The organism is Serratia entomophila (assembly GCF_021462285.1).
Taxonomy (GTDB): domain Bacteria; phylum Pseudomonadota; class Gammaproteobacteria; order Enterobacterales; family Enterobacteriaceae; genus Serratia; species Serratia entomophila.
The window spans coordinates 1,037,889-1,056,616 of the sequence record NZ_CP082787.1; the positions used below are offsets into that span (position 1 = coordinate 1,037,889).

The 18,728-nt window shown below is 50.7% G+C and carries 20 protein-coding genes; all 20 read left to right on the top strand.

Annotation, left to right across the window (positions count from 1 at the left end):
* Window positions 1–15 precede the first annotated feature (15 nt).
* The gene (locus tag KHA73_RS04975; RefSeq protein ID WP_234589503.1) at window positions 16–1,413 is read left to right on the top strand and encodes a DUF2213 domain-containing protein; all 1,398 of its coding nucleotides are present in this window, start codon (window positions 16–18) and stop codon (window positions 1,411–1,413) included.
* Window positions 1,414–1,416: 3 nt separating this feature from the next.
* Window positions 1,417–1,848 (top strand): hypothetical protein, encoded by a 432-nt coding sequence (locus KHA73_RS04980; protein ID WP_234589504.1) that lies wholly within the window; start codon window positions 1,417–1,419, stop codon window positions 1,846–1,848.
* A 10-nt stretch (window positions 1,849–1,858) separates the two neighbouring features.
* Complete coding sequence (locus KHA73_RS04985) at window positions 1,859–2,956, top strand: major capsid protein (RefSeq protein ID WP_234589505.1); 1,098 nt, start codon at window positions 1,859–1,861, stop codon at window positions 2,954–2,956.
* Between the two features lie 10 nt (window positions 2,957–2,966).
* Window positions 2,967–3,182, top strand: coding sequence for a hypothetical protein (locus tag KHA73_RS04990; RefSeq protein WP_234589506.1), 216 nt, complete (start codon window positions 2,967–2,969; stop codon window positions 3,180–3,182).
* A 2-nt stretch (window positions 3,183–3,184) separates the two neighbouring features.
* Complete coding sequence (locus KHA73_RS04995; protein WP_234589507.1) at window positions 3,185–3,565, top strand: DUF7370 family protein; 381 nt, start codon at window positions 3,185–3,187, stop codon at window positions 3,563–3,565.
* A gap of 199 nt (window positions 3,566–3,764) precedes the next feature.
* Window positions 3,765–4,115 (top strand): hypothetical protein, encoded by a 351-nt coding sequence (locus KHA73_RS05000; RefSeq protein ID WP_234589508.1) that lies wholly within the window; start codon window positions 3,765–3,767, stop codon window positions 4,113–4,115.
* A 1-nt stretch (window position 4,116) separates the two neighbouring features.
* Window positions 4,117–4,485, top strand: a complete 369-nt coding sequence (locus tag KHA73_RS05005; protein WP_234589509.1) for an HK97 gp10 family phage protein — start codon at window positions 4,117–4,119, stop codon at window positions 4,483–4,485.
* A complete protein-coding gene (locus KHA73_RS05010; RefSeq protein ID WP_234530874.1) occupies window positions 4,482–4,865 on the top strand; it encodes a phage tail termination protein in 384 nt (127 codons plus the stop codon). Before KHA73_RS05005 ends, KHA73_RS05010 begins: the two co-directional genes overlap by 4 nt.
* A gap of 25 nt (window positions 4,866–4,890) precedes the next feature.
* On the top strand, window positions 4,891–5,640 hold the full coding sequence (locus tag KHA73_RS05015; RefSeq protein ID WP_234589510.1) for an Ig-like domain-containing protein: 750 nt from the start codon (window positions 4,891–4,893) through the stop codon (window positions 5,638–5,640).
* A 51-nt stretch (window positions 5,641–5,691) separates the two neighbouring features.
* Window positions 5,692–6,366 (top strand): DUF6246 family protein, encoded by a 675-nt coding sequence (locus tag KHA73_RS05020; RefSeq protein WP_063990951.1) that lies wholly within the window; start codon window positions 5,692–5,694, stop codon window positions 6,364–6,366.
* Between the two features lie 110 nt (window positions 6,367–6,476).
* Complete coding sequence (locus KHA73_RS05025; RefSeq protein ID WP_234589511.1) at window positions 6,477–6,935, top strand: hypothetical protein; 459 nt, start codon at window positions 6,477–6,479, stop codon at window positions 6,933–6,935.
* 64 nt (window positions 6,936–6,999) lie between these two features.
* On the top strand, window positions 7,000–7,527 hold the full coding sequence (locus KHA73_RS05030; protein ID WP_234589512.1) for a hypothetical protein: 528 nt from the start codon (window positions 7,000–7,002) through the stop codon (window positions 7,525–7,527).
* 54 nt (window positions 7,528–7,581) lie between these two features.
* On the top strand, window positions 7,582–10,785 hold the full coding sequence (locus tag KHA73_RS05035) for a tape measure protein (protein WP_234589513.1): 3,204 nt from the start codon (window positions 7,582–7,584) through the stop codon (window positions 10,783–10,785).
* A 42-nt stretch (window positions 10,786–10,827) separates the two neighbouring features.
* Complete coding sequence (locus KHA73_RS05040; protein WP_234589514.1) at window positions 10,828–11,304, top strand: hypothetical protein; 477 nt, start codon at window positions 10,828–10,830, stop codon at window positions 11,302–11,304.
* A complete protein-coding gene (locus KHA73_RS05045; RefSeq protein ID WP_234589515.1) occupies window positions 11,304–11,774 on the top strand; it encodes a hypothetical protein in 471 nt (156 codons plus the stop codon). The genes KHA73_RS05040 and KHA73_RS05045 overlap by 1 nt, the downstream gene beginning before the upstream one ends.
* Window positions 11,771–12,166: an NlpC/P60 family protein gene (locus KHA73_RS05050; protein ID WP_234589516.1), complete on the top strand. Its 396-nt coding sequence runs from the start codon at window positions 11,771–11,773 to the stop codon at window positions 12,164–12,166. Before KHA73_RS05045 ends, KHA73_RS05050 begins: the two co-directional genes overlap by 4 nt.
* The gene (locus KHA73_RS05055; protein ID WP_234589517.1) at window positions 12,153–14,630 is read left to right on the top strand and encodes a host specificity factor TipJ family phage tail protein; all 2,478 of its coding nucleotides are present in this window, start codon (window positions 12,153–12,155) and stop codon (window positions 14,628–14,630) included. Before KHA73_RS05050 ends, KHA73_RS05055 begins: the two co-directional genes overlap by 14 nt.
* 68 nt (window positions 14,631–14,698) lie before the next feature.
* Window positions 14,699–16,453, top strand: a complete 1,755-nt coding sequence (locus KHA73_RS05060) for an SGNH/GDSL hydrolase family protein (protein WP_234589518.1) — start codon at window positions 14,699–14,701, stop codon at window positions 16,451–16,453.
* Complete coding sequence (locus KHA73_RS05065; protein ID WP_234589519.1) at window positions 16,450–17,184, top strand: hypothetical protein; 735 nt, start codon at window positions 16,450–16,452, stop codon at window positions 17,182–17,184. Before KHA73_RS05060 ends, KHA73_RS05065 begins: the two co-directional genes overlap by 4 nt.
* A gap of 279 nt (window positions 17,185–17,463) precedes the next feature.
* Window positions 17,464–18,591 carry a tRNA guanosine(34) transglycosylase Tgt gene (tgt, locus tag KHA73_RS05070; protein ID WP_234589520.1) on the top strand — a complete coding sequence of 376 codons (1,128 nt, stop codon included), beginning with the start codon at window positions 17,464–17,466 and terminating at the stop codon, window positions 18,589–18,591.
* Window positions 18,592–18,728: the final 137 nt, after the last annotated feature.

The window sequence follows — 18,728 nt, forward strand, 5'->3', positions numbered from 1 at the left end:
CAAAGAGGACACAGCATGTCGCGTAAAAGCGTCAACGTGCTGACCGTCATCAACTCAGCCTCAAACATTACAACCGAAACCATCAATGGTAGCGAGCATATCGTCGTGAAAGGCGTCGTGCCGATTGTTGATGACGTGGTGATGAACGGCGGGTTGTACCCGGCAGCAGAGATTAACCAGGGGTTCGGGACAATGGAGCGAAAGCTCATGCCTCTCGGGCATCCTAAAGTCGATGGGAACTATGTCAGCGCTAACGACCCCGTAGCTGTTAATGACTTCCATGGCGGGGCGTTCGCTATGAACGTAACCAAGGCAGATGGCCGGGTAGTCATGGATATGGCCGTTAACCGCCGGTATGCCGAGGCACACCCGAAAGGCGCGAAGCTGCTTGAGCGGCTTGATGCGATGGTAAACAAAGAGCAGGTAGAGCCAATCCATATTTCAACCGGGCTGCTGCTTAACAAGCAGGCGAGCAAGGGTGAGTCCCGCGGGAAAAAGTACACCTGGATTGCTAGCAACATGCAGTTCGACCACATCGCTATTCTTCTTGATGAACCCGGCGCAGCGACCCCGGATGATGGCGTAGGCATCTTCGTAAACGCTGCTGGCGATCAGCTTCAAATCGAAACAGTAAACCTCGCTGACGGCGCGGATTGCACGAAAGAAGGGCTGATCAACAAAACCAAATTCTTCTTCACGAACGCCTCCAACTTCTCCTTCGACGATATCCAGCGAGCGCTGAGCCAGAAGCTTCGCGAAGGCAAGCCTGATGACTGTTATGCATGGCCTGATTCTGTATGGCCAGACAAGTTTATCTATAGCGCTGAAGGCAAAACATACCAACAGAAGTACCTCATCGACGATGACGGCACCGCTGAATTCGTCGGCGAACCTGTAGAAGTCGTGCGCAAACCCACTGAGTACGAAATTAAAACCAACGGAGCTAATAACCCGATGAAAGACATGATTGTTAACGCACTGAAAGCGAAAGGTAAGCCGACTGAAGGCAAGACCGACGCAGAGCTTTTCGATGCATTCAACCAAATGAATGCGGAGGAAGCGGCCGCAAAAACTGAGACGCCGGAAGAGAAAGCGGCTCGATTGCAGAAAGAGGCTGACGACAAAGCAGCAAAAGACAAGGCGAATAACAGTGAACAGGCTCCTGCCTGGTTCGCACCGTTTGCAGAAAAACTGAACGCCATCGAAACCGGCATGACCGCCAACTCCGATAAAGAGAAGGGCGAGAAGCGCTCAGCAGTGAAAGCCAAGTTCGGCATGACCGATACAGCTGTTAACGCGCTGGACGGCGAGGCCCTGAACGAGCTGTTCGCAAAATGCCCAACCTCTACTGGTCTGAACGGCTCTTTCCGTCAGGTCAATTCCAATGAAACTTTCAGCGAAATGCCGGAGTAAATAATGGCTAAAGATGGGAAACATATTATTCATGCGGGTGGTGTCTATCCAAACCCATTACTTAATCGTGAAGGTGCAGCAGCCGCTTCGACGCCTCCTGGCACGATCGGTTTCTTTGCTGCGGACAAATTCACCGCTTCCGTTGCCGGTAATGAAGCCGCAATCCTCTATGTTGCCAACAAGGATTATCTGCGCTGCCTTTCCGTTGATGATGCCATTCCCGCCGGTGAGCTGGTCGTAGGCATTCAACCGCTTCAAGGGATGTTCCTGAACGTGCGAGCAGCAGCCGGCACTTACACCAAAGGCCAGGCTCTTTCTGTCGCAAATGGTCGCGTGAAGGTTGCAGCAGGTGATGAGTCTGTTCGCTGCTACGTGGAAGAAGACAAGCCATATACCACGGCAGCAGGCGATCTGCTGCGCGTCGTAATTAAGTAAGGAGCACTGAATGTTAGTTTATTCAAAGAAAATCGGTCAGGAAACTGGCAACCTGGAGATTAACCAGGAGCAGTTCAATTCTCTGACGGCAGAACGTAACGCGGGTGCTCAGGCCGCAGCAGACTTTATTGCACGAGCACAATTCCGTGGCATGGCAGAGCAAGCTCCGCGACTGGACGCGGTTAACGCAGTAGATGATATTCGTCGCCTGTACCGCGCATTTGACACCACGGTCCTGCAGCAGTTTGAGCCAAACACTGAGTTCACCCTGCTGAACGACCTGATGCCGTTGTCTCGCTCTGTTCGTCTGGAGCAATCACGCTATGACTATGCTCGTACCGGTGGCCGTGGCTGGGCGCATACGTCCATGTCTGGTCAGGTTGGTGCCGCGTTAGATGCTCGTTCCTACACCTTTGACGGCACCATGGTTCCGATCCATGACTCCGGCTTTAAGTTCGAGTGGCGTGATCCGATCTTCAATAGTCCATCAGCACTGCAGTCTCAGTCTGATGCTCAGCGTGGTTCTGTTGAGGATGTTCAGCGTCGCTACGTTGACTACATCTATAACGGATTCCGCGATAAAACCGGCGGGTTTGCCGTTTTTGACGGTTTAACCTGGAAGGGGTTGAAAGATGATGAGCGAGTAGCTCAAATCGATCTGGGTGCATCCGGTCTCAACGTCGACTTCACCTCTGCATCGGCTACGTCTCAAGCTCTGCGTGCAGGGGCTATCGCATTGCGCGATCAGTTGCGCCGCATCAACAACCAATATGCAGACCAGACTTGGTATGTTTCAGGTGAAATTATTTCCAACTTGGAACGCTATTTCTCCGATAACTTCCAGTCAGGTACGGTCATGTCAGAAATCCTGAAATTGACCGGCATCTCTGCGATCAAAGAAGACAGTCAGCTTTCTGGAAACGAAATCGTCATCGTCCCACTGCGTGCTGGTGTTATCGCTCCGATCGTCGGCCAAGCAATCGGGACTGTTGCCTCTCCGCGCCCGGAATACAACAGTGACTATATCTGGCGTACATGGGGTGCGATGGGGTTGATGGTCAAGCAGGACATCAACAACAAATACTCCGTAATCCACGCATCTAGTTAAGGGATAAATCATGGCACTGGTAGAAATAGTGGCAAGTAATCTGCACGCCGGTGCCAACCTTCGCAAGCTGGGGGTTGGTGAGGTTGTAGAGGTTGATGATTCAACTGCAGAGCGGTGGAAGGCATCAGGCAAGGCGAAGGCTACTGAAGAGAAGAAAGGCGAAAAGTTAGTTTTTGAAGTAGCCAGCCCGGGTAAAGCAGAATCAGCAGCTAAGAAGGATAAGTAAAGATGGCAACCCCGCTTACGCCAGAAGATGTGCAAGCCTTTCTCGCTGAGCTGGGCTATACCATCCCATCCGCCTTGCTGACACCAATCCTTTGTCGCGTTAACTCCATCATCGATTGCTTGGATGGGGCAGGCTATGACGACTGCACGCAAACACTAATCATGATGTATGCGGCTGCGCTAATGTCTGCCTCATCCGGTGCCAGGAAGATTAAATCTCAAAGCGCACCGTCTGGAGCAAGCAGATCATTCGAGTACGGTGAGGATTCAGTTACCTGGTTACGCAATTCACTGCTGTCTCTGGATACCGCTGGTTGCACGGGTGCGCTGCCAATATCTGCAGGGCCATCGGTTGGCTTTTTTGACGTTGTTGGAGGGTGCTGATGGCTGATAGAGAAAAGGGAGGTTGGCTTCCAGGAATTATTCCACGGCATGAACCAGATTCAGAAATAGAGCAGATTGATTCCAGAGTAGATATTTTTTTGGTAGAGCCTGAATTATCGAGATTTAATTCAAGGCGGACTGACTGCGAAAAATGCCCTGATTGCCCCGGCTGTCCTGACCAATACGAGGAGTATCTCTCATGAGTGCCGCCGCAAATTGGAGTTACACGGCACTGGCTACCGTGTGGAAAAAGGATGGGCCTCCTGACGAATACGGAAAGCAGAAGTGGTTAGCTCCAATTTCCATCATGTGCGACTACGGCGGTGATGCTACTGCGCGGCTTGGTGACATCGGTTTAGAGTTTGTCGTAAAAAACACGCACTGGACTGAGTATGCTCTCGCCGAGCAGGGAGATTACATCCTGATAGGCGCATCTGCAGCGATTGACCCAACCAAAGTCGAAGGAGCTGACGAGGTTCGCCATATCATCCGTTACGCCGACACGTTTGACCGCATAGCCGACGACTACGCAATAATCACGGGAGTTTGATATGGGCGTTAAGGTGAAAGGCGTCCGTGAAGCTCAGGCCAATCTGGATAGGATGATAGGCGACATCCGGGGGCGCAAGGTAGTAAGGGCTATCCAGTCTGCTCTGCTGATTGGTGGCAGCCAAGCCGCTTTATATACCCCAATCGACACATCCACTCTACTAAATAGCCAGTATCGTGAAATATCAGTCAATGGCTCCAGGGTAACTGGAAGGGTTGGTTACTCGGCAAATTATGCCGTTTATGTTCATGACCCGAACATCCCGCAAACATTCCGCCGCGCTACCGCCAAGAAAGAGTTCCTGACCAAGGGATTCGAAGACACCAAGGCGCAAATCGACCGAGCCATTAAGAAGGAGATGCAGCTATGACACCTGCTATGCATCGCCGGGTGCGCGACTACTTTGTGGATGCTGGGCTGACTACTGGATTTATCACGCAGATGCTTCGCTGGCGGGACACAGGGAAAGATGTCGATAAGTTCCTGGTATTCAGGCCAAACAGCGGTAGCGCAATTCGCAATGACTTGGGCAGCGAGTATTTAGTCATGGTCGATGTTGTGGGCGCTATCAACGAAGACGAAGAGGCTGACAATGCCACTCAGGCAATTATCGGCCATATCCAGGCTAACCCCATGCCAAATGACTGCATAGGCCACATAGAGAACGTCGGTGGCATTCCATCCCCAGTTTCAACAACTGAAGGGCGATTAGTCTATCGCCTGCAATTCGCTTGCCTGTATGGCGAGTAATCAATAATCAAAGAGGTAAGCAAATATGCAAGGTTGCTCAACTGACAACTCCAAGTTGTTCGGTCGTGGAATTGTGCTTGAGGTAGCTCTGGGCTGCCCTGATACGGTTCCTGCAGAGAGCGAATGGCAATCGCTGATCGCCGGTACATCCAAGGGATTCGATTTTAGCCCAAATACTGTGACATCCGATGCGGATGATACCAAGGGCTACGTTGAAAACCTGGTCACAAACTCTGACTTTACACTGAGCTTTGAAGGTGAAGTTCGCAAGCGCGACAAGTTGGATCAGTTCGGCGTGGCTAAATTCGTCAAGTATTACAATGACGAGATTAAAGCTGCTCGACAGCCAACACTCTGGGTGCGTGAAGAGTATGGCCCGATCACTTTCATCGGCTACATGGTCATCACAGCCTTAAGCTCTGACGGCGGCACTAACGACATCGTTACGCTCTCCACGGAGTTCAAGGTCGCTGACTCTGACACTATTCAGGTAATCGACACCCCGGTTGATGTAGCTGTGACTGGTGTAACCGTAACTCCTACCAGTGGTAGCGTAGCTGTTGGTGCCACAACCACTTTCGCAGTGAACATTGCACCAACTGACGCAACAGACAAGACGTACGCTGTCACATCGTCTGCGCCAACTAAGGCGACCGCAACACTATCCGGCAGCACGGTAACTGTCACCGGCGTAGCGACCGGCACAGCAAACATCGTTGTCACTACAACTGACGGCAGCAAAACTGCAACATTCGCGGCCACCGTCACTGCGTAACTATCACAAAGGGCATGCATGTGCCCTTGATGATAATTATTCGAGGCAACCATGACCCCATTAACTGAAATCGGCGAGATGCTCATATCAGATGCCAGTCGAGACTACTTCTTCAGGCCATCATTCGGAAACATGTCGCGTATAGGCTCTCCTGCGGAGATTGTAGAACGCTTTGCAGAACTCCATACCAGTGAGGCGCCGAGATTGCTTTCTGCTGCAGTGGCAGCGTATGGCGAGATTCCAGGGTGGTTGCTTGCCTATATCAACTCACCATCGTTTAGCAGTTCAGCTATCTTTGCCGGGATGATCGTCATGCAGGCCTGCTGTGATGACGATATCAGCGCGCTGGTGGGTGAGCTGCGGCCAAGTAAACGAGGGCGAAGGGCGTTCGTGTTCCGTCGCGGAAGTTTGCCGGCGAGCGACATTATCATCCTCGGGCAGTCGCTGATCACTCACGGTATCATCGGAAAAGCCAAGGTTCGTCGTCTCCAGCGGCATGAGACAAACAGCTTCGTCAGTGAGTTCAGCGCGTTCGAGTACATCAGCGCTGCTCGTAATCACTTCAGCATGCCGCGCGCCGAGGCTGAGCAGCTGACCATGACGGAATTTCAGCTGCTGATTAACGCTAAATACCCAGATCAGAAAGGGTTCACCGCTGAAGAGTACGATGCTGTCGCGGATGAGTACATGAAGAAGAAAGCACGACGCCTGGCTAAGGCCGCGTAGAAGCGCTGGCAGGCGAAAGGAAAGTAGCCAACTATGCCTCGGGTTTTTTCGTTGCCAGCCGCGCGCCATCTGCTACGATTCCCCTATCTTTGATTGATGGGGATAGGGATGTGAACCTTTCAGGATTTTCTCCCGATAAAGTGTCCTGGTTCAGGGGTTGGGTACTTAAAAAGAATTTTATGGAAGTTGCTGATCTTCACTTCCAGTTAACGGAGGCGGTTAGGCAACATTACAGGCTTCGCAATGATGAAAAGCACCTACTTATAGCGATTAGCGCATGTGAATACATGATTTGCATGTCTGACATTGCAATGGATGCTTTGATAGCCAAGGCTTTTTACCAGATTTATGAGTATGAGCGAGTTGTTGGGGATTACCCACACCCGAAAACCTTCTATCGACCTGGACATCAAGGATATTATCAGCTAGGAGTTTTGCTTCGAAAGAGCAAGAAAAAAGAGCGTGAAAAGTTTTTAATGGAGAAGATGACTTCCGAGGGGTGGGGATCTGGCTCCATAGAGTTGTCAAAATTATCATGCCGTTATTCCATAAGTGATAAAGCTGGTTGATTGGCTTGCCATCATTGTCTTCCCTGCTAACATATGACAACTTGTAACTTGTGGGGGTATGGGTGTGAATAAAATATTTGGATTATTGGCCTTGGTTTGTTTTTGTGTGGCCGTTTATTTTGGCATGCGTGAAGTAATGTCATTGTTAATAATTATACCTATCTCGTTGTTATGCATGTCAGGAATGGATAAATTCGGTGTAATACCATGCTGTATTGGTGTTATTGCAGTATCTATAGCCACGGTGCTATGGGTAAACTCAGTCACACCTATTTTTGGCGAAGGCTATGCTTCTAGACAGAACGCAAAATCACTGGAGCAGGATGCAAACAAAGAGGCAGTAGCTATTATTATTTCAGGGCAGAATGCAGTAAAAGAAAAAGTAAAAGACCCAAGTTCTGCAAAGTTCATGAATGACTTTACAAGTTTTCATGATGGGAAGGGATATTACTGCGGTCTAGTAGACGCCAAGAATAGCTTTGGCGCCTACACTGGTATGCAAAGGTTTGTATCCAATGGCAAAGCGTCTGGGACATTTTTGCAAGAAGAAGTTAATGACTTCTCATCGGTGTGGGACAGATTTTGCAAGTAACTTTTAGGTCACATGACCCGCTACGGCGGGTTTTTTTATGCCCGGAGAATGGTTATGGCAAGCAAAGAACAAGTTGGTAATATAGTTTATGAAGTAGAAATGAATGTTGCCAATCTGCTCAAGGCGCAACGCCAAGTAAACGAACGGCTGGACACAATGGATGAGCGTTTTAAACGCTCAGCAAAATCATCCGACACGCTATCTACCTCCGTAACACGTCTGGCTGGTGCTGTTTCGGCCGCAATTTCAGTGCAACAGGTAGCGAAGTATGCTGACGCTTGGACGACAGTAAATAACAAGCTCGCAAACTCGGTTAAGGCAAATGAGGATCTTGCGACAGTAACGCAACGAGTTTTCTCCATTGCTCAAGATACGAGAGCGGCGCTTGATGCCACAGCTTCTTTGTATCAGCGCCTTGAAAGGGCAACACGAAGCTATGGAACCAGTGTTGATGATGTAGCTCGATTAACAACGATCATTAACCAAGGTTTTGTCGTTTCAGGTGCTACAGCTCAGGAAGCAAGTAACGCTGTTATTCAGCTGTCTCAAGGCCTAGCTTCTGGCGCGCTTCGTGGTGAGGAGTTCAATTCTGTAACTGAACAAGGTGGTCGGCTGGCTACGGCCTTGGCTGATTCCTTGGGAGTTAATATTGGCCAGCTTAGAGCAATGGCTGCTGAAGGTAAGCTGACAACCGATGTAGTTGTTAAGGGTCTTCTCTCTCAGGGAGATGCGATAGGGAAAGAGTTTGCGAATACTACGACTACTATTGGACAGGCGCTTGAGATTGCCAATAACAATATAACTCAATTCATTGGCAGCTCAACGACAGTTAAGTCTACTGTTTCACTATTTAACAGCTCAATTATTACGCTGAGCGAAAATCTTGATGTAGTTGCGAAAGTAATCGGTTCAGTTGCTGCAATCGTCGGTACTCGTTACGCAGCAGCTCTTACGCTTGCTGTCGCAGGACAGGTTAAGCTGGCCGCAACCGCGTTTGCCGCCTCAACCTCTCTATCTGCATTCGGCGCTGCTGCTGCTCTGGCTAGGGGGGCGCTTGCGCTAATCGGTGGCCCAGCAGGGGCTGCTGTGCTCGCAGCTTCTGCAATCTTTTACTTTTACCAACGAGCAAAAGAGGCGCGTCAGGCGGCCATTGAGTTAGCCGACGGCGTAAACACTCTGTTAGGCAAGATGAAAGATATGTCCGCTACGGAGATCGCAGCCAGTATCGCAAAACTACGTGGTGCAATCCCTGAATTAACTGGAGCCGTCAAAGATGCAAGCGACGAGTATGATAAGGCGTCAAAGCGCGTTGCAAACCTTCAGCGAGAAGTTGAACAATGGGGAACTGGCACTACACGTGGGCGCCAGGCAGCCGAGGCATTAACCGGGGCAGTTGATAACCAAAGCATAGCTTTTGCAGAGCTTGATAGAGCCCAGAGAAATCTCAGCCAAACACAAAGTGCTGTAGGGATTGCTTCGGCGCAGTTGAATGGCACCTTTGAACAAGGGATTGGGTTGCTTTCCCGCCATGGTGAGCAAGCTGGTTTTGCTGCCGGAATGATGAATCAACTCGGTAGGCAATTAAATTTTGCAGCCGGGGCTCAGGAAAAGTTCAATGCATCCAACCTGAAAATAACCAGACCAAAGAACGTCCAAGACTACCTTGACGGTCTTCAAGATCAGGTTGAGCTTCAGGCGGAATTAAACGATAAGAAGCGAGCTCAGCTTAAAGCGGAGCAACAAATAAGACGGCTGGGAGGAACAGAGGCTGATGTTGTTTTGGCAAGAGAGCGCGCTGCTGCTGAATATGACTCTCTTCAGGCGCAGCAGGAGCAGAAGAAGGCAACCAAGGAAGGAATAGCGGAGGGCAAGAAGTCAGCCAGCCAGGCGGAAAGCGTAGCCCAGAAGCTGGCAAACCTGAAGCAGCAGTCTGAACTTGCGGCGAGCTCAACAACTGAGCTTAGCCGAGAGCAAGCGATCCTGACCGCACAGCAATCACTCGGTAAAGGCGCGACGCAAGCACAGGTAACCCTGGCCGGGGAATATGCCGCAAAAGCATGGGATGCCGCCGCCGCAGCCAAAGGCGTCACTGAGGCGATCAAGGCTATGCCTGAGAAGGCAGAGAATAAATCCTATGCCGAATCAATGCAGAACCTGAAAGCTGCACTGGATGCAGGGAAGATTGATCTTCAGGAGTACAACACAGCCACCGAGAAAATGGCGCTGGAGCATCAGAACAACTTAGCGAAGATTAACTCTCAGGCTGTAGTTAACCCTGTTGCATCTGCACGAGCTGAAGTTGATCCGGTTCAGCAGTTGGCGAATGAGAATGCTCAGAAGCTGGCGCTGATGCAGCAGTATCAACAGCAGGAGCAGGCGATACTGCTGCAGAGTTACCAGCAGGGAAAAATCAGCTATGACCAATTCATCTTGGCTAAACAGGCCACGGATGATCAGTACCTAGCTTTGCGCACTGCCCAGGAGAAGCAGTACCAGGAGCAGCAGACGGCGGCGCAATGGCAGCTGTTGAGCCAGCAGAGCGTTGGTTACGACATGCTGACGAGTGCTGTTGATGCTTTCTCTGGTAATGCCTCAAACGCTATAACAGGGCTGCTTACCGGCACAATGTCGGCACAAGAGGCGATGAGGTCGCTTGGCAACACCATCCTGAACAGCGTGATAAACAGCATCGTTCAGGTGGGTGTTGAGATGCTGAAGAACTTTATCATTGGACAGGCGCTGGGAAGCGCATCTACAGCCAATGGTCTGATGCAGGCTGCATTGCTAACTAACGCATGGACACCTGCAGCATATGCAGCATCTGTTGCTACAGGTGGTGCGGCCGCAAAAGTCGGCGCAGTGGCATACGGATCAGGGTTAGCAACTTCTATGGCGCTGAGTAATGTGGCTGGCGCGCGTTATAACGGCGGCCCTGTGAGCGCTGGCGCGATGTACCAGGTGGGTGAGCGAGGCAAGCCAGAAATTTACCAAGCGAGCACAGGGAAGCAGTACATGATCCCCGGTGACAACGGCAAGGTGATCAGCAATAGGGACATGCAGGGGGGAGGCGGTGTTAATGTCCAGGTAAACGTGAACAACCAGACATCCGGCACTGCTGTTCAGAATGCTGATGCCTACATGCAGGATGGCAATGTCGTAGTTGATCTGCTGCTAACCGATCTGGAACGAGGGGGGCCCGTATCATCCCAGATGCAGCAAACCTTCGGCCTAAATCGCAGGGCATCAGGCAGCTTTTAAACTTCACCCGCTACGGCGGGTTTTTTTATGCCCGGAGGAAACGTGGCAACAGTTTCATACCCGGATTTACTGCCGCTTCCGCAGCGCGCAGACCAGAACATGACGCAGGATACTGGATGGCTGACGACGCAGCCAGCAGTTGGCCCTGCGATATTCACTCCAATCACGACAGACATTAAGGCCACCTGGACGCTCCAATGGATTTTCACGCTGCAGCAGGCGGAGCGGTTTAAGTCATGGCTTCGCTCCCCGACGTACTGCGACCGTGGTCGTAACTGGTTCCAGATGCCTATCGACTTGGGCGACACGCAGGGCGTTCAACTTCAGACGCTGCATTTCGTCAACATGCCGGTACAAACCAGCAAAAACGGCAATGTCGTGACATGGGCTGCGACGGTCATTAGCAACGGGATTGACGACATCACTGAGGATTACGACGACTGGATCGTCGGTGCTCAGACCAACCACGGATACTGGCTGGATCTGCTGGTTACTGAAATTATCCCGGAGAAAACCTAATGCCGACACTGAGAGAGTGGAAAGAACGGCGTCCGGCGAGCGATATCAAACAGACGGTAGAGTTTTATCACCCATCGTTTGGCTATTACCGTGTCGTAAACAATCTGTTCAGGGCTGCGACGTTTGGGGGGAATGAGTTCGAGCCAGCGCGCTTTAGTGTGACTGAGCCAGCTCAGGACGGTACAGCAGTCATATCAATGACCATCACTTTTATTGCTGCCTCGGAGCACGTCAGACAGACATTGAAGACCTGGCGCGGAGCTGGCCGGATGACCCCCATTAACTGTTTGTATCAGCAGTGGAATGCGATAGGCGATGCCGTCTCTATGAAAAATTGGACGCTTTTTGTCACTGATATCTCTGCTGATGGCGGCAATGTGACCGTTAACTCGGGCAAAACAAATCCATTGACGCTGGCAAACCCCATCATCTACACCACGAAAGACTACCCAGGGTTGATTACTGTATGACGCAAAATGAATTTATCCGGCTTGTTAACGGCAAGCCGTGGGCTAATCGCGCCTGCAGCTTTGACGCCATGGACTGCTGGGCTCTTGTGGTTCTTTATTATCGGCATGTATTGGGACTGGAACTGCACCATGTCGCAGGTTATGAGTCCGGCGCTGATTTCATCACATGCTATGAGCAGGAGGCTGAACACTGGTTGGCAGTGCCAGTGGCCGCAGCAGGGTGTATTGCGGTTTTTTACCGCGGTGACTCTCCGTCGCATATCGGCGTCATGACCAGTCCTGTTAAATGCCTGCATTCTCGTGGCGAGTTCGGTTTTGTGCGCAGTGATAGTCCTGTGGCACTTCTCAAAATTTATAGCCGAGTGGAGTACATGGTACATGCCTCGATATGAGTTACAGCGCCTCCCTGGTGCGCCAAAGCAGCGTGGTGACGTCGAAACTGGCTCGATGCTGATTAACCTTCTCGATGGGTTAAATCTGCACAACGACGTTGTTATTAAGCTTAACGGGCGCCAGATTGAAGATGATTTCGATATCAGCTACAAGCTACAACGAGATGATGTTGTGGCCGTGTTCGATCAGCCGGAGGGTGGAGTAGGTAAGCTGGTAACAACAATACTTCGGCCGGTAACAAAAATCCTGTCCGGTGCGTTGAAGGTTTTTGGTCTATCAAACAAACCGAGCGCGTCAGTATCAGTAGCAACTGGGGAATCACCCAACAACGATCTAACAGGACAGACGAACCGTGCGAGACTTTACAAGGGTCGGCCAAATGTCTACGGCCAGCGTCGAGTTTTCCCCGATCTCATTCAAGAAGCACTTTTCGAGTTCGTTGACAACAATAAGTATCTTACAGAGTGGTTTGAAGTTGGGTTCGGTAAGTACACCATCTCGTCTGTAAGATATTCTGAATCGAACCTCGGTAGCCTGGCTGGTGCCAGCTATCAGGTTTTTGACCCTGGCGTTAGCATCGGGAGAATTGATGTCGGATATCAGTTTGATGATGTCGACAATGAAACAGTTCCCGGGCTGAACGAATCACAAGATTTCCCAGCACAGACGGCGACGACAAATTCGCCGACTGAGGTCGCAATCGAGAGCAATCAACTTAAGGCGACTGTGCTCTCTAACGATGATAACTTCTCGTATTTTGCGGCGTTGGCCGTCCCGCACCCTGTGAATTTTGTTATCAATGCGACATGGAGCGAGGGCGGGAACATGGTAACGCGCAGCGTTACCGGCAGCGGAAACATCATCTCGTCTGAGAGCTTTATCGGCGAGGATCTTCAGTCATACACGACGTTTTACATTGCAGAAATGACAGGGGAGATCACATCACTGCCGGGAAGCGCAATAACAAACAACACATTGTTCACCCTCAACGACCAAACACCGCTTGTTATCGGCCCGTCAGTGTCGCCCATTGCCTCATCTCAGGTTTGGGTGCATGTGCTCGTTCAACTGGGCGCCACGGCTGGCACAACGCGCTATCGCGTCAGGTTCTGGAAAGTGGATGACAATAACAACCAGATCCCCGGCACAGCTGAACAGTACGATTATTTCTTCGACAACGATTTCCAGGTGACGACGAGATATTTTCGTACCACGCATAAGTTCACGCCGGCGGCCGGCAGCGGTCGCTATGCGGTAACTATCCAGCGCCTGGATAATAGCAATGACGCTAACGTTGTAACGCTGATGGCGATTCACGCGGTGAATATCCGTGAAAATGTGGTCTACCCAAACGACACAATCGCACGAGTGACGATTAAGGGGAGCAACGACAGCAACAGTAACCGAGAGCAGAAATACAACATGCTCGCTCATCGACACACAATCAGTTATGACCGATCTACGGGGCTGGTAGACTACACGCTTCGCCCGAGTCGTTCATTCGCCGATGCCGTGCTGCACGAGTGGGTAGTCGTAGGACAGCAGCCGGTATCTGGCATCGATGTTGCTGCGCTTTATGCTATCGCTGACTCGCTTCCAGATCCGCAGCTTGGTTACTTCGATTACACCTTTTCGGATGAAAATATGTCGCTCGGCGAACGTATTCAGACCATCTGCAATGTAGCCCGCGTGGACGGGAATGATATCGGCGACGTGCTGACGTTCTGGCGAGACGAAAAGGTTGATAACCCTGATGCCGTTTTTGCGCGCTCTAACATGTTCTGGGACGAGTATAAAATCGCCTGGCAAATGTCACTCCCTGGGGGATATGACGGAGTTACGCTGGACTATGTCGACCCGCTGACGAACAAGAAAGCCTACATCTACCTCAACATCGACGGCAACGGCATTACTGAGGTCGAAGATGCTACGGTAAATGCGTTGCAGGTCAGCCTGGATGGCTGCAGCAACAGCGTTCAGGCATACGACAGGGCATGGCTTGAGGCGCGAAAAATCTTGTTCTCTCGCGTCACAATGACAGTGAAAGCGCTGGAGTCCACCCAGGTGGTTCGCGGAACAGTCGTTCAGTGCCCAGACATGTACGACAACGCCCAACAGAACGGATATATCACTGGCAGAAATGGCGACGTGTTTACGACCTCAGAGCGTATCGATTTCAGCTTGGGTGATATGTGGGTGGTGATGACAGACAGCCTCGGTGATTATCGTGGCCGTTGGCGCGCTTATCCAGTGATTGGCAATCCAAAAGCGTTTCAGGCCGCAGCTGGCTCATTTGACTTAAACATTTATGATCGGGTCAGCGTACAAAATGCCAGTCGTTATTTCATCGCAACAGACTCGGAACTGAACTCTACGATCTGGCGAGTTGACAGCGCCAAGCCAAATGGAGATGAGACGCAAACGCTAAGCCTTACCGAATATTCCGAACAGATATACCAATAACCGTTAAAAACAAATTTATCAGATTAATTTCTGAGGCATATATACGCCTGTAATCATGAGGTAGCATAATGGCTAATACCTATTTAGGCATTCCAGTTCCTACGCCTACGCAAGACCCCGTACCAAGTACAAAAATTCAAGACCATGTATTTGCAGGTGCAAAACTGGATGAGTGGGCAACGTCAGAACAAGAAACGTATGTTGATCGACTGGGAAATTCCCATCTTACTAATGCAGGGTTGATCGCTAATTTATCTCCCCTTGGGAAAACGTACACTCAAGAGCAGGCGGCGGCAGCCATTGCATCGGGAGAAATTCCAGACGGGGCATTTTATTTCATCTGGTCTGATGATGAAATGACCATAGCTGAGCAATATAAAAACGCAGGTGGGGCACAAGAAAAAACAGGCAAGGTTATATTAAATGATGCCGGGATAAAACAACTGATTGAGTTTTATATCCGACAGGGCTTGTACATGCCTGATTATTTTCCTATTGCATTTGACAGGGCGGGTAATGTGCTGATGTGGTCAGATAATGGAGGGTTAGACGCAAATAAATTCGGGCCCGTCCTTTGGTCATTCATCAACGACTTTGTCAAAGGATTTCTAAAACAAGGCGTATTCTCTCCAGATTATTTCCCTGTCGCATATGACCGTGATGGTAACGTTCTGTTATGGTCGGATGATGGGGCCATTGATGCAAATAAATTCGGCCCGTCATTACGTCAGAATGTTATAGATATAGTAAATCACTCGGGAGTTTCGAGTGCCCAGCCGGGTGAAGCCCTGCATAAACAAAAATGGAAGAAGGCAAGGGGAGACACAGGAACACCGAGCAAATTAGTTTATGCGTATACGGGGAATTCATGGACGGATTTAAACGACATTCCTATTGCGCTGCAAAACGTGATGACTGCCGGAGGTATGACAGCCGGAGACCAGGGCTACGCTGATTTCAACCCGGCGTCGGCACAGCGAATGAATAACACTGTTGCATCGCTGACTAATTTCACTCAACAGTATTCAGATAGCGAGAGCCATGGGGCTAATCCCCCTCAATTCGGCGTCGGCCCGAACGGGAAATCATATACGTGCGTGACAACAACGGGTGTGGCGCAGATAACCGGCCTGCGAGGGACAAACATCGATCTGTATTTCTGGAATAAATCAGCAAGTTTTGAGATTTCAATCGATGGCTCTGCGCCCGTCACATTGACGGGAAACGGCAGTGATAGCACAGGGAAATACTCAGTGTCCGGGCTTTCTTCTGGCTCTGCTCACACGATACGAATCACAACGACAACGAACACCGGGACAGTATCTATTTTCGGTGTTAATGCGTGGTCGCCTGCCAATTCAGGCTTTACTGTACATAAGCTGGGGCATAATGGTGCTATAGCTGATGACTATACGCGGTTCACGTCGTGGATTACCCCGGTAGTTAAAGACCTGGATATCGACGTGCTATTTATCATCTGCTGTACAAATGATTTTCGCCGCAGTCGTGGTGTTGCAGAATATAAAAATGGCATCAGGGCCATCGTTAATGCGTATCGTGCAGCAACGCCAACAATCGGGATTTGTCTTGTTACAGAGCCGCAAATGAACGCTACGGGCAATCCTCAGCTCTCGGCATACGATAATGCAAACGCAGACTTGGCTATTGAATTTGGCTGTGAACATTATTCAGGATATGAGAATTTCCCAAAAAGTTATTCCGTCTCAAGCGGGCAGATGGGCATGTTTCGTGACGCGTGGCATCTTAATGGGCTGGGTGCCCGGTATTTAACTAACGACCAATATAAGGCGTATATCAAATGACCATCTCATCACTGTTTTTAGACACAGTATTGCCAGCCGGTACATATAAACAACTCAGCGATTTTGAAATTCCTGATACGTTCAGCGCTCAGCCTGGGCCGATCACGATGCTGGGCGCATATAATTTAAAACGCAGCGGGAACAACATCCGTGCAAATCAGGCGGATTTGGCATTCCCCGCGTACGAAATTGGCAGTGTAATCAGGCAGGAAAATAGCTGTCTTTTAGGGCGTGATGGCTATTTAGACACGAAATTAAACCCTGCCATTCCGTGGTCTGCTGCGTTTCTAATTAAAAAACCAGCGGACACTGCACAGCGCTGGGTGTTTGGGAATTTTCTCGGCGCAAATAATACCGGTATTGCGATTATGTACACTGACACAATCATTCGTCTGTTTATCAGTGTAACAAACAGCTCGGGGACGGCGGTACTAGCAGATACAACGCAGAATATACCGGCTGGCACGGCAGTGGGGGCCGGCGTTGGCTTTAGCATTCAGATTAACCCCACAGGGGCAACACTGAGTGTTTATAACCCCGGCACAGACAACATTTCATTCTCAGCAGCGGGCGGGATATCAACGATAACTGCAGAAAGAACGATGCTGCTCGGCTCTAAATACGATGGCATGACTGCGTCGCTGTCCGAGGTTGTCTATGCGCTAATCTATGCCGGACCTCTCAGCGAGGCGCAACATAAATCAGTTCCGAAATATCTACTGACTCTGTAACGAATCGCTGGGACGGAACCCGGCTATTTAACTTTGGGATTTGATGCTGCCCATTGTGTCACTCCGGGGATGGTCGTGGAGTAATGGTAGCTGGTGGTGAGAAATTGAGGCGGGAGGTGTGACAGATTTGTGCCAAAACGCTGACACAAACCAACAATGAAAGGCAAAAATCAGCAAACGCACTTTGTAGCGACTGGCTTGTGGTGCGGCTTTGGCTGTTAGTTTAGAATACGCACCCTTTGTATATCATCAGACTGTTTATCTGGTGCTGGAGGCTTTGTGAAGTACGAATTAGACACTACCGATGGCCGCGCTCGCCGCGGCCGCCTGATCTTCGATCGCGGCGTTGTGGAGACCCCGGCCTTTATGCCGGTCGGCACCTACGGCACGGTCAAGGGCATGACGCCGGAAGAAGTAAAAGAGACCGGCGCGCAAATCCTGCTGGGCAACACCTTCCACCTGTGGCTGCGCCCGGGCCAGGAGATCATGAAGCTGCACGGCGACCTGCACGACTTCATGCAGTGGCACGGCCCGATCCTCACCGATTCCGGCGGCTTCCAGGTGTTCAGCCTGGGGGCGATGCGCAAGATCAAAGAGGAAGGCGTGTATTTCCGCAACCCGATCAACGGCGACAAGGTGTTCCTGAGCCCGGAAAAATCGATGGAAATCCAGTATGACCTGGGTTCCGACATCGTGATGATCTTCGACGAGTGCACGCCGTACCCGGCCGACTGGGACTACGCCAAGCGTTCGATGGAAATGTCGCTGCGCTGGGCGCAGCGCAGCCGCCAGCGCTTCGACGAACTGAATAATAAAAATGCGTTGTTCGGCATTATTCAGGGCGGTGTTTACGAAGATTTACGTGATGTTTCAGTAAAAGGGCTGGTGGATATCGGCTTTGATGGTTACGCTGTTGGCGGCTTGGCTGTAGGCGAGCCAAAAGAGGATATGCATCGCATTCTCGAGCATGTTTGCCCGCAAATTCCGGAAGATAAGCCACGCTATCTGATGGGCGTCGGCAAGCCGGAAGATCTGGTGGAAGGCGTGCGTCGCGGCATCGATATGTTCGACTGCGTCATGCCGACGCGCAACGCCCGCAACGGCCATCTGTTCGTGACTGACGGTGTGGTAAAAATCCGTAATGCCAAGCACAAGGATGATACTTCTCCGCTGGATAAAGACTGTGATTGCTACACCTGTCGCAATTACAGCCGCGCCTACTTGCATCATCTCGATCGTTGCAACGAAATACTGGGTGCCCGACTGAACACTATTCATAACCTGCGCCACTACCAACGCCTGATGGCGGGTTTACGCCAGGCTATTGAAGAGGGTAAATTAGAGCTGTTTGTTGCGGATTTCTACGGTCGGATCGGCAAGCCGATTCCACCTTTAAATACCCAATAGATTTCAAGGTGCGGCCAGGCGGCGACCGCATGGATCTCCGGGGGCTTGCATTGCCAAGCGCCTAGGGCGAAAGAGGGAAGCCAACACCGCTGCAGTTTGAAAGATGAAGGGTAGAAATGCTTGATCTAATAATTGAT

Excerpts from the sequence above, each read along its gene's own strand:
- KHA73_RS05005 (WP_234589509.1), top strand. The coding sequence starts at position 4,117 with ATGGGCGTTAAGGTGAAAGGCGTCCGTGAAGCTCAGGCCAATCTGGAT.
- KHA73_RS04990 (WP_234589506.1), top strand. The coding sequence starts at position 2,967 with ATGGCACTGGTAGAAATAGTGGCAAGTAATCTGCACGCCGGTGCCAAC.
- KHA73_RS05010 (WP_234530874.1), top strand. The coding sequence starts at position 4,482 with ATGACACCTGCTATGCATCGCCGGGTGCGCGACTACTTTGTGGATGCT.
- KHA73_RS05060 (WP_234589518.1), top strand. The coding sequence starts at position 14,699 with ATGGCTAATACCTATTTAGGCATTCCAGTTCCTACGCCTACGCAAGAC.
- KHA73_RS05020 (WP_063990951.1), top strand. The coding sequence starts at position 5,692 with ATGACCCCATTAACTGAAATCGGCGAGATGCTCATATCAGATGCCAGT.
- KHA73_RS04975 (WP_234589503.1), top strand. The coding sequence starts at position 16 with ATGTCGCGTAAAAGCGTCAACGTGCTGACCGTCATCAACTCAGCCTCA.
- KHA73_RS05035 (WP_234589513.1), top strand. The coding sequence starts at position 7,582 with ATGGCAAGCAAAGAACAAGTTGGTAATATAGTTTATGAAGTAGAAATG.
- KHA73_RS04995 (WP_234589507.1), top strand. The coding sequence starts at position 3,185 with ATGGCAACCCCGCTTACGCCAGAAGATGTGCAAGCCTTTCTCGCTGAG.
- KHA73_RS05015 (WP_234589510.1), top strand. The coding sequence starts at position 4,891 with ATGCAAGGTTGCTCAACTGACAACTCCAAGTTGTTCGGTCGTGGAATT.
- KHA73_RS04980 (WP_234589504.1), top strand. The coding sequence starts at position 1,417 with ATGGCTAAAGATGGGAAACATATTATTCATGCGGGTGGTGTCTATCCA.
- KHA73_RS04985 (WP_234589505.1), top strand. The coding sequence starts at position 1,859 with ATGTTAGTTTATTCAAAGAAAATCGGTCAGGAAACTGGCAACCTGGAG.
- KHA73_RS05045 (WP_234589515.1), top strand. The coding sequence starts at position 11,304 with ATGCCGACACTGAGAGAGTGGAAAGAACGGCGTCCGGCGAGCGATATC.
- KHA73_RS05055 (WP_234589517.1), top strand. The coding sequence starts at position 12,153 with ATGCCTCGATATGAGTTACAGCGCCTCCCTGGTGCGCCAAAGCAGCGT.
- KHA73_RS05065 (WP_234589519.1), top strand. The coding sequence starts at position 16,450 with ATGACCATCTCATCACTGTTTTTAGACACAGTATTGCCAGCCGGTACA.
- KHA73_RS05000 (WP_234589508.1), top strand. The coding sequence starts at position 3,765 with ATGAGTGCCGCCGCAAATTGGAGTTACACGGCACTGGCTACCGTGTGG.
- KHA73_RS05050 (WP_234589516.1), top strand. The coding sequence starts at position 11,771 with ATGACGCAAAATGAATTTATCCGGCTTGTTAACGGCAAGCCGTGGGCT.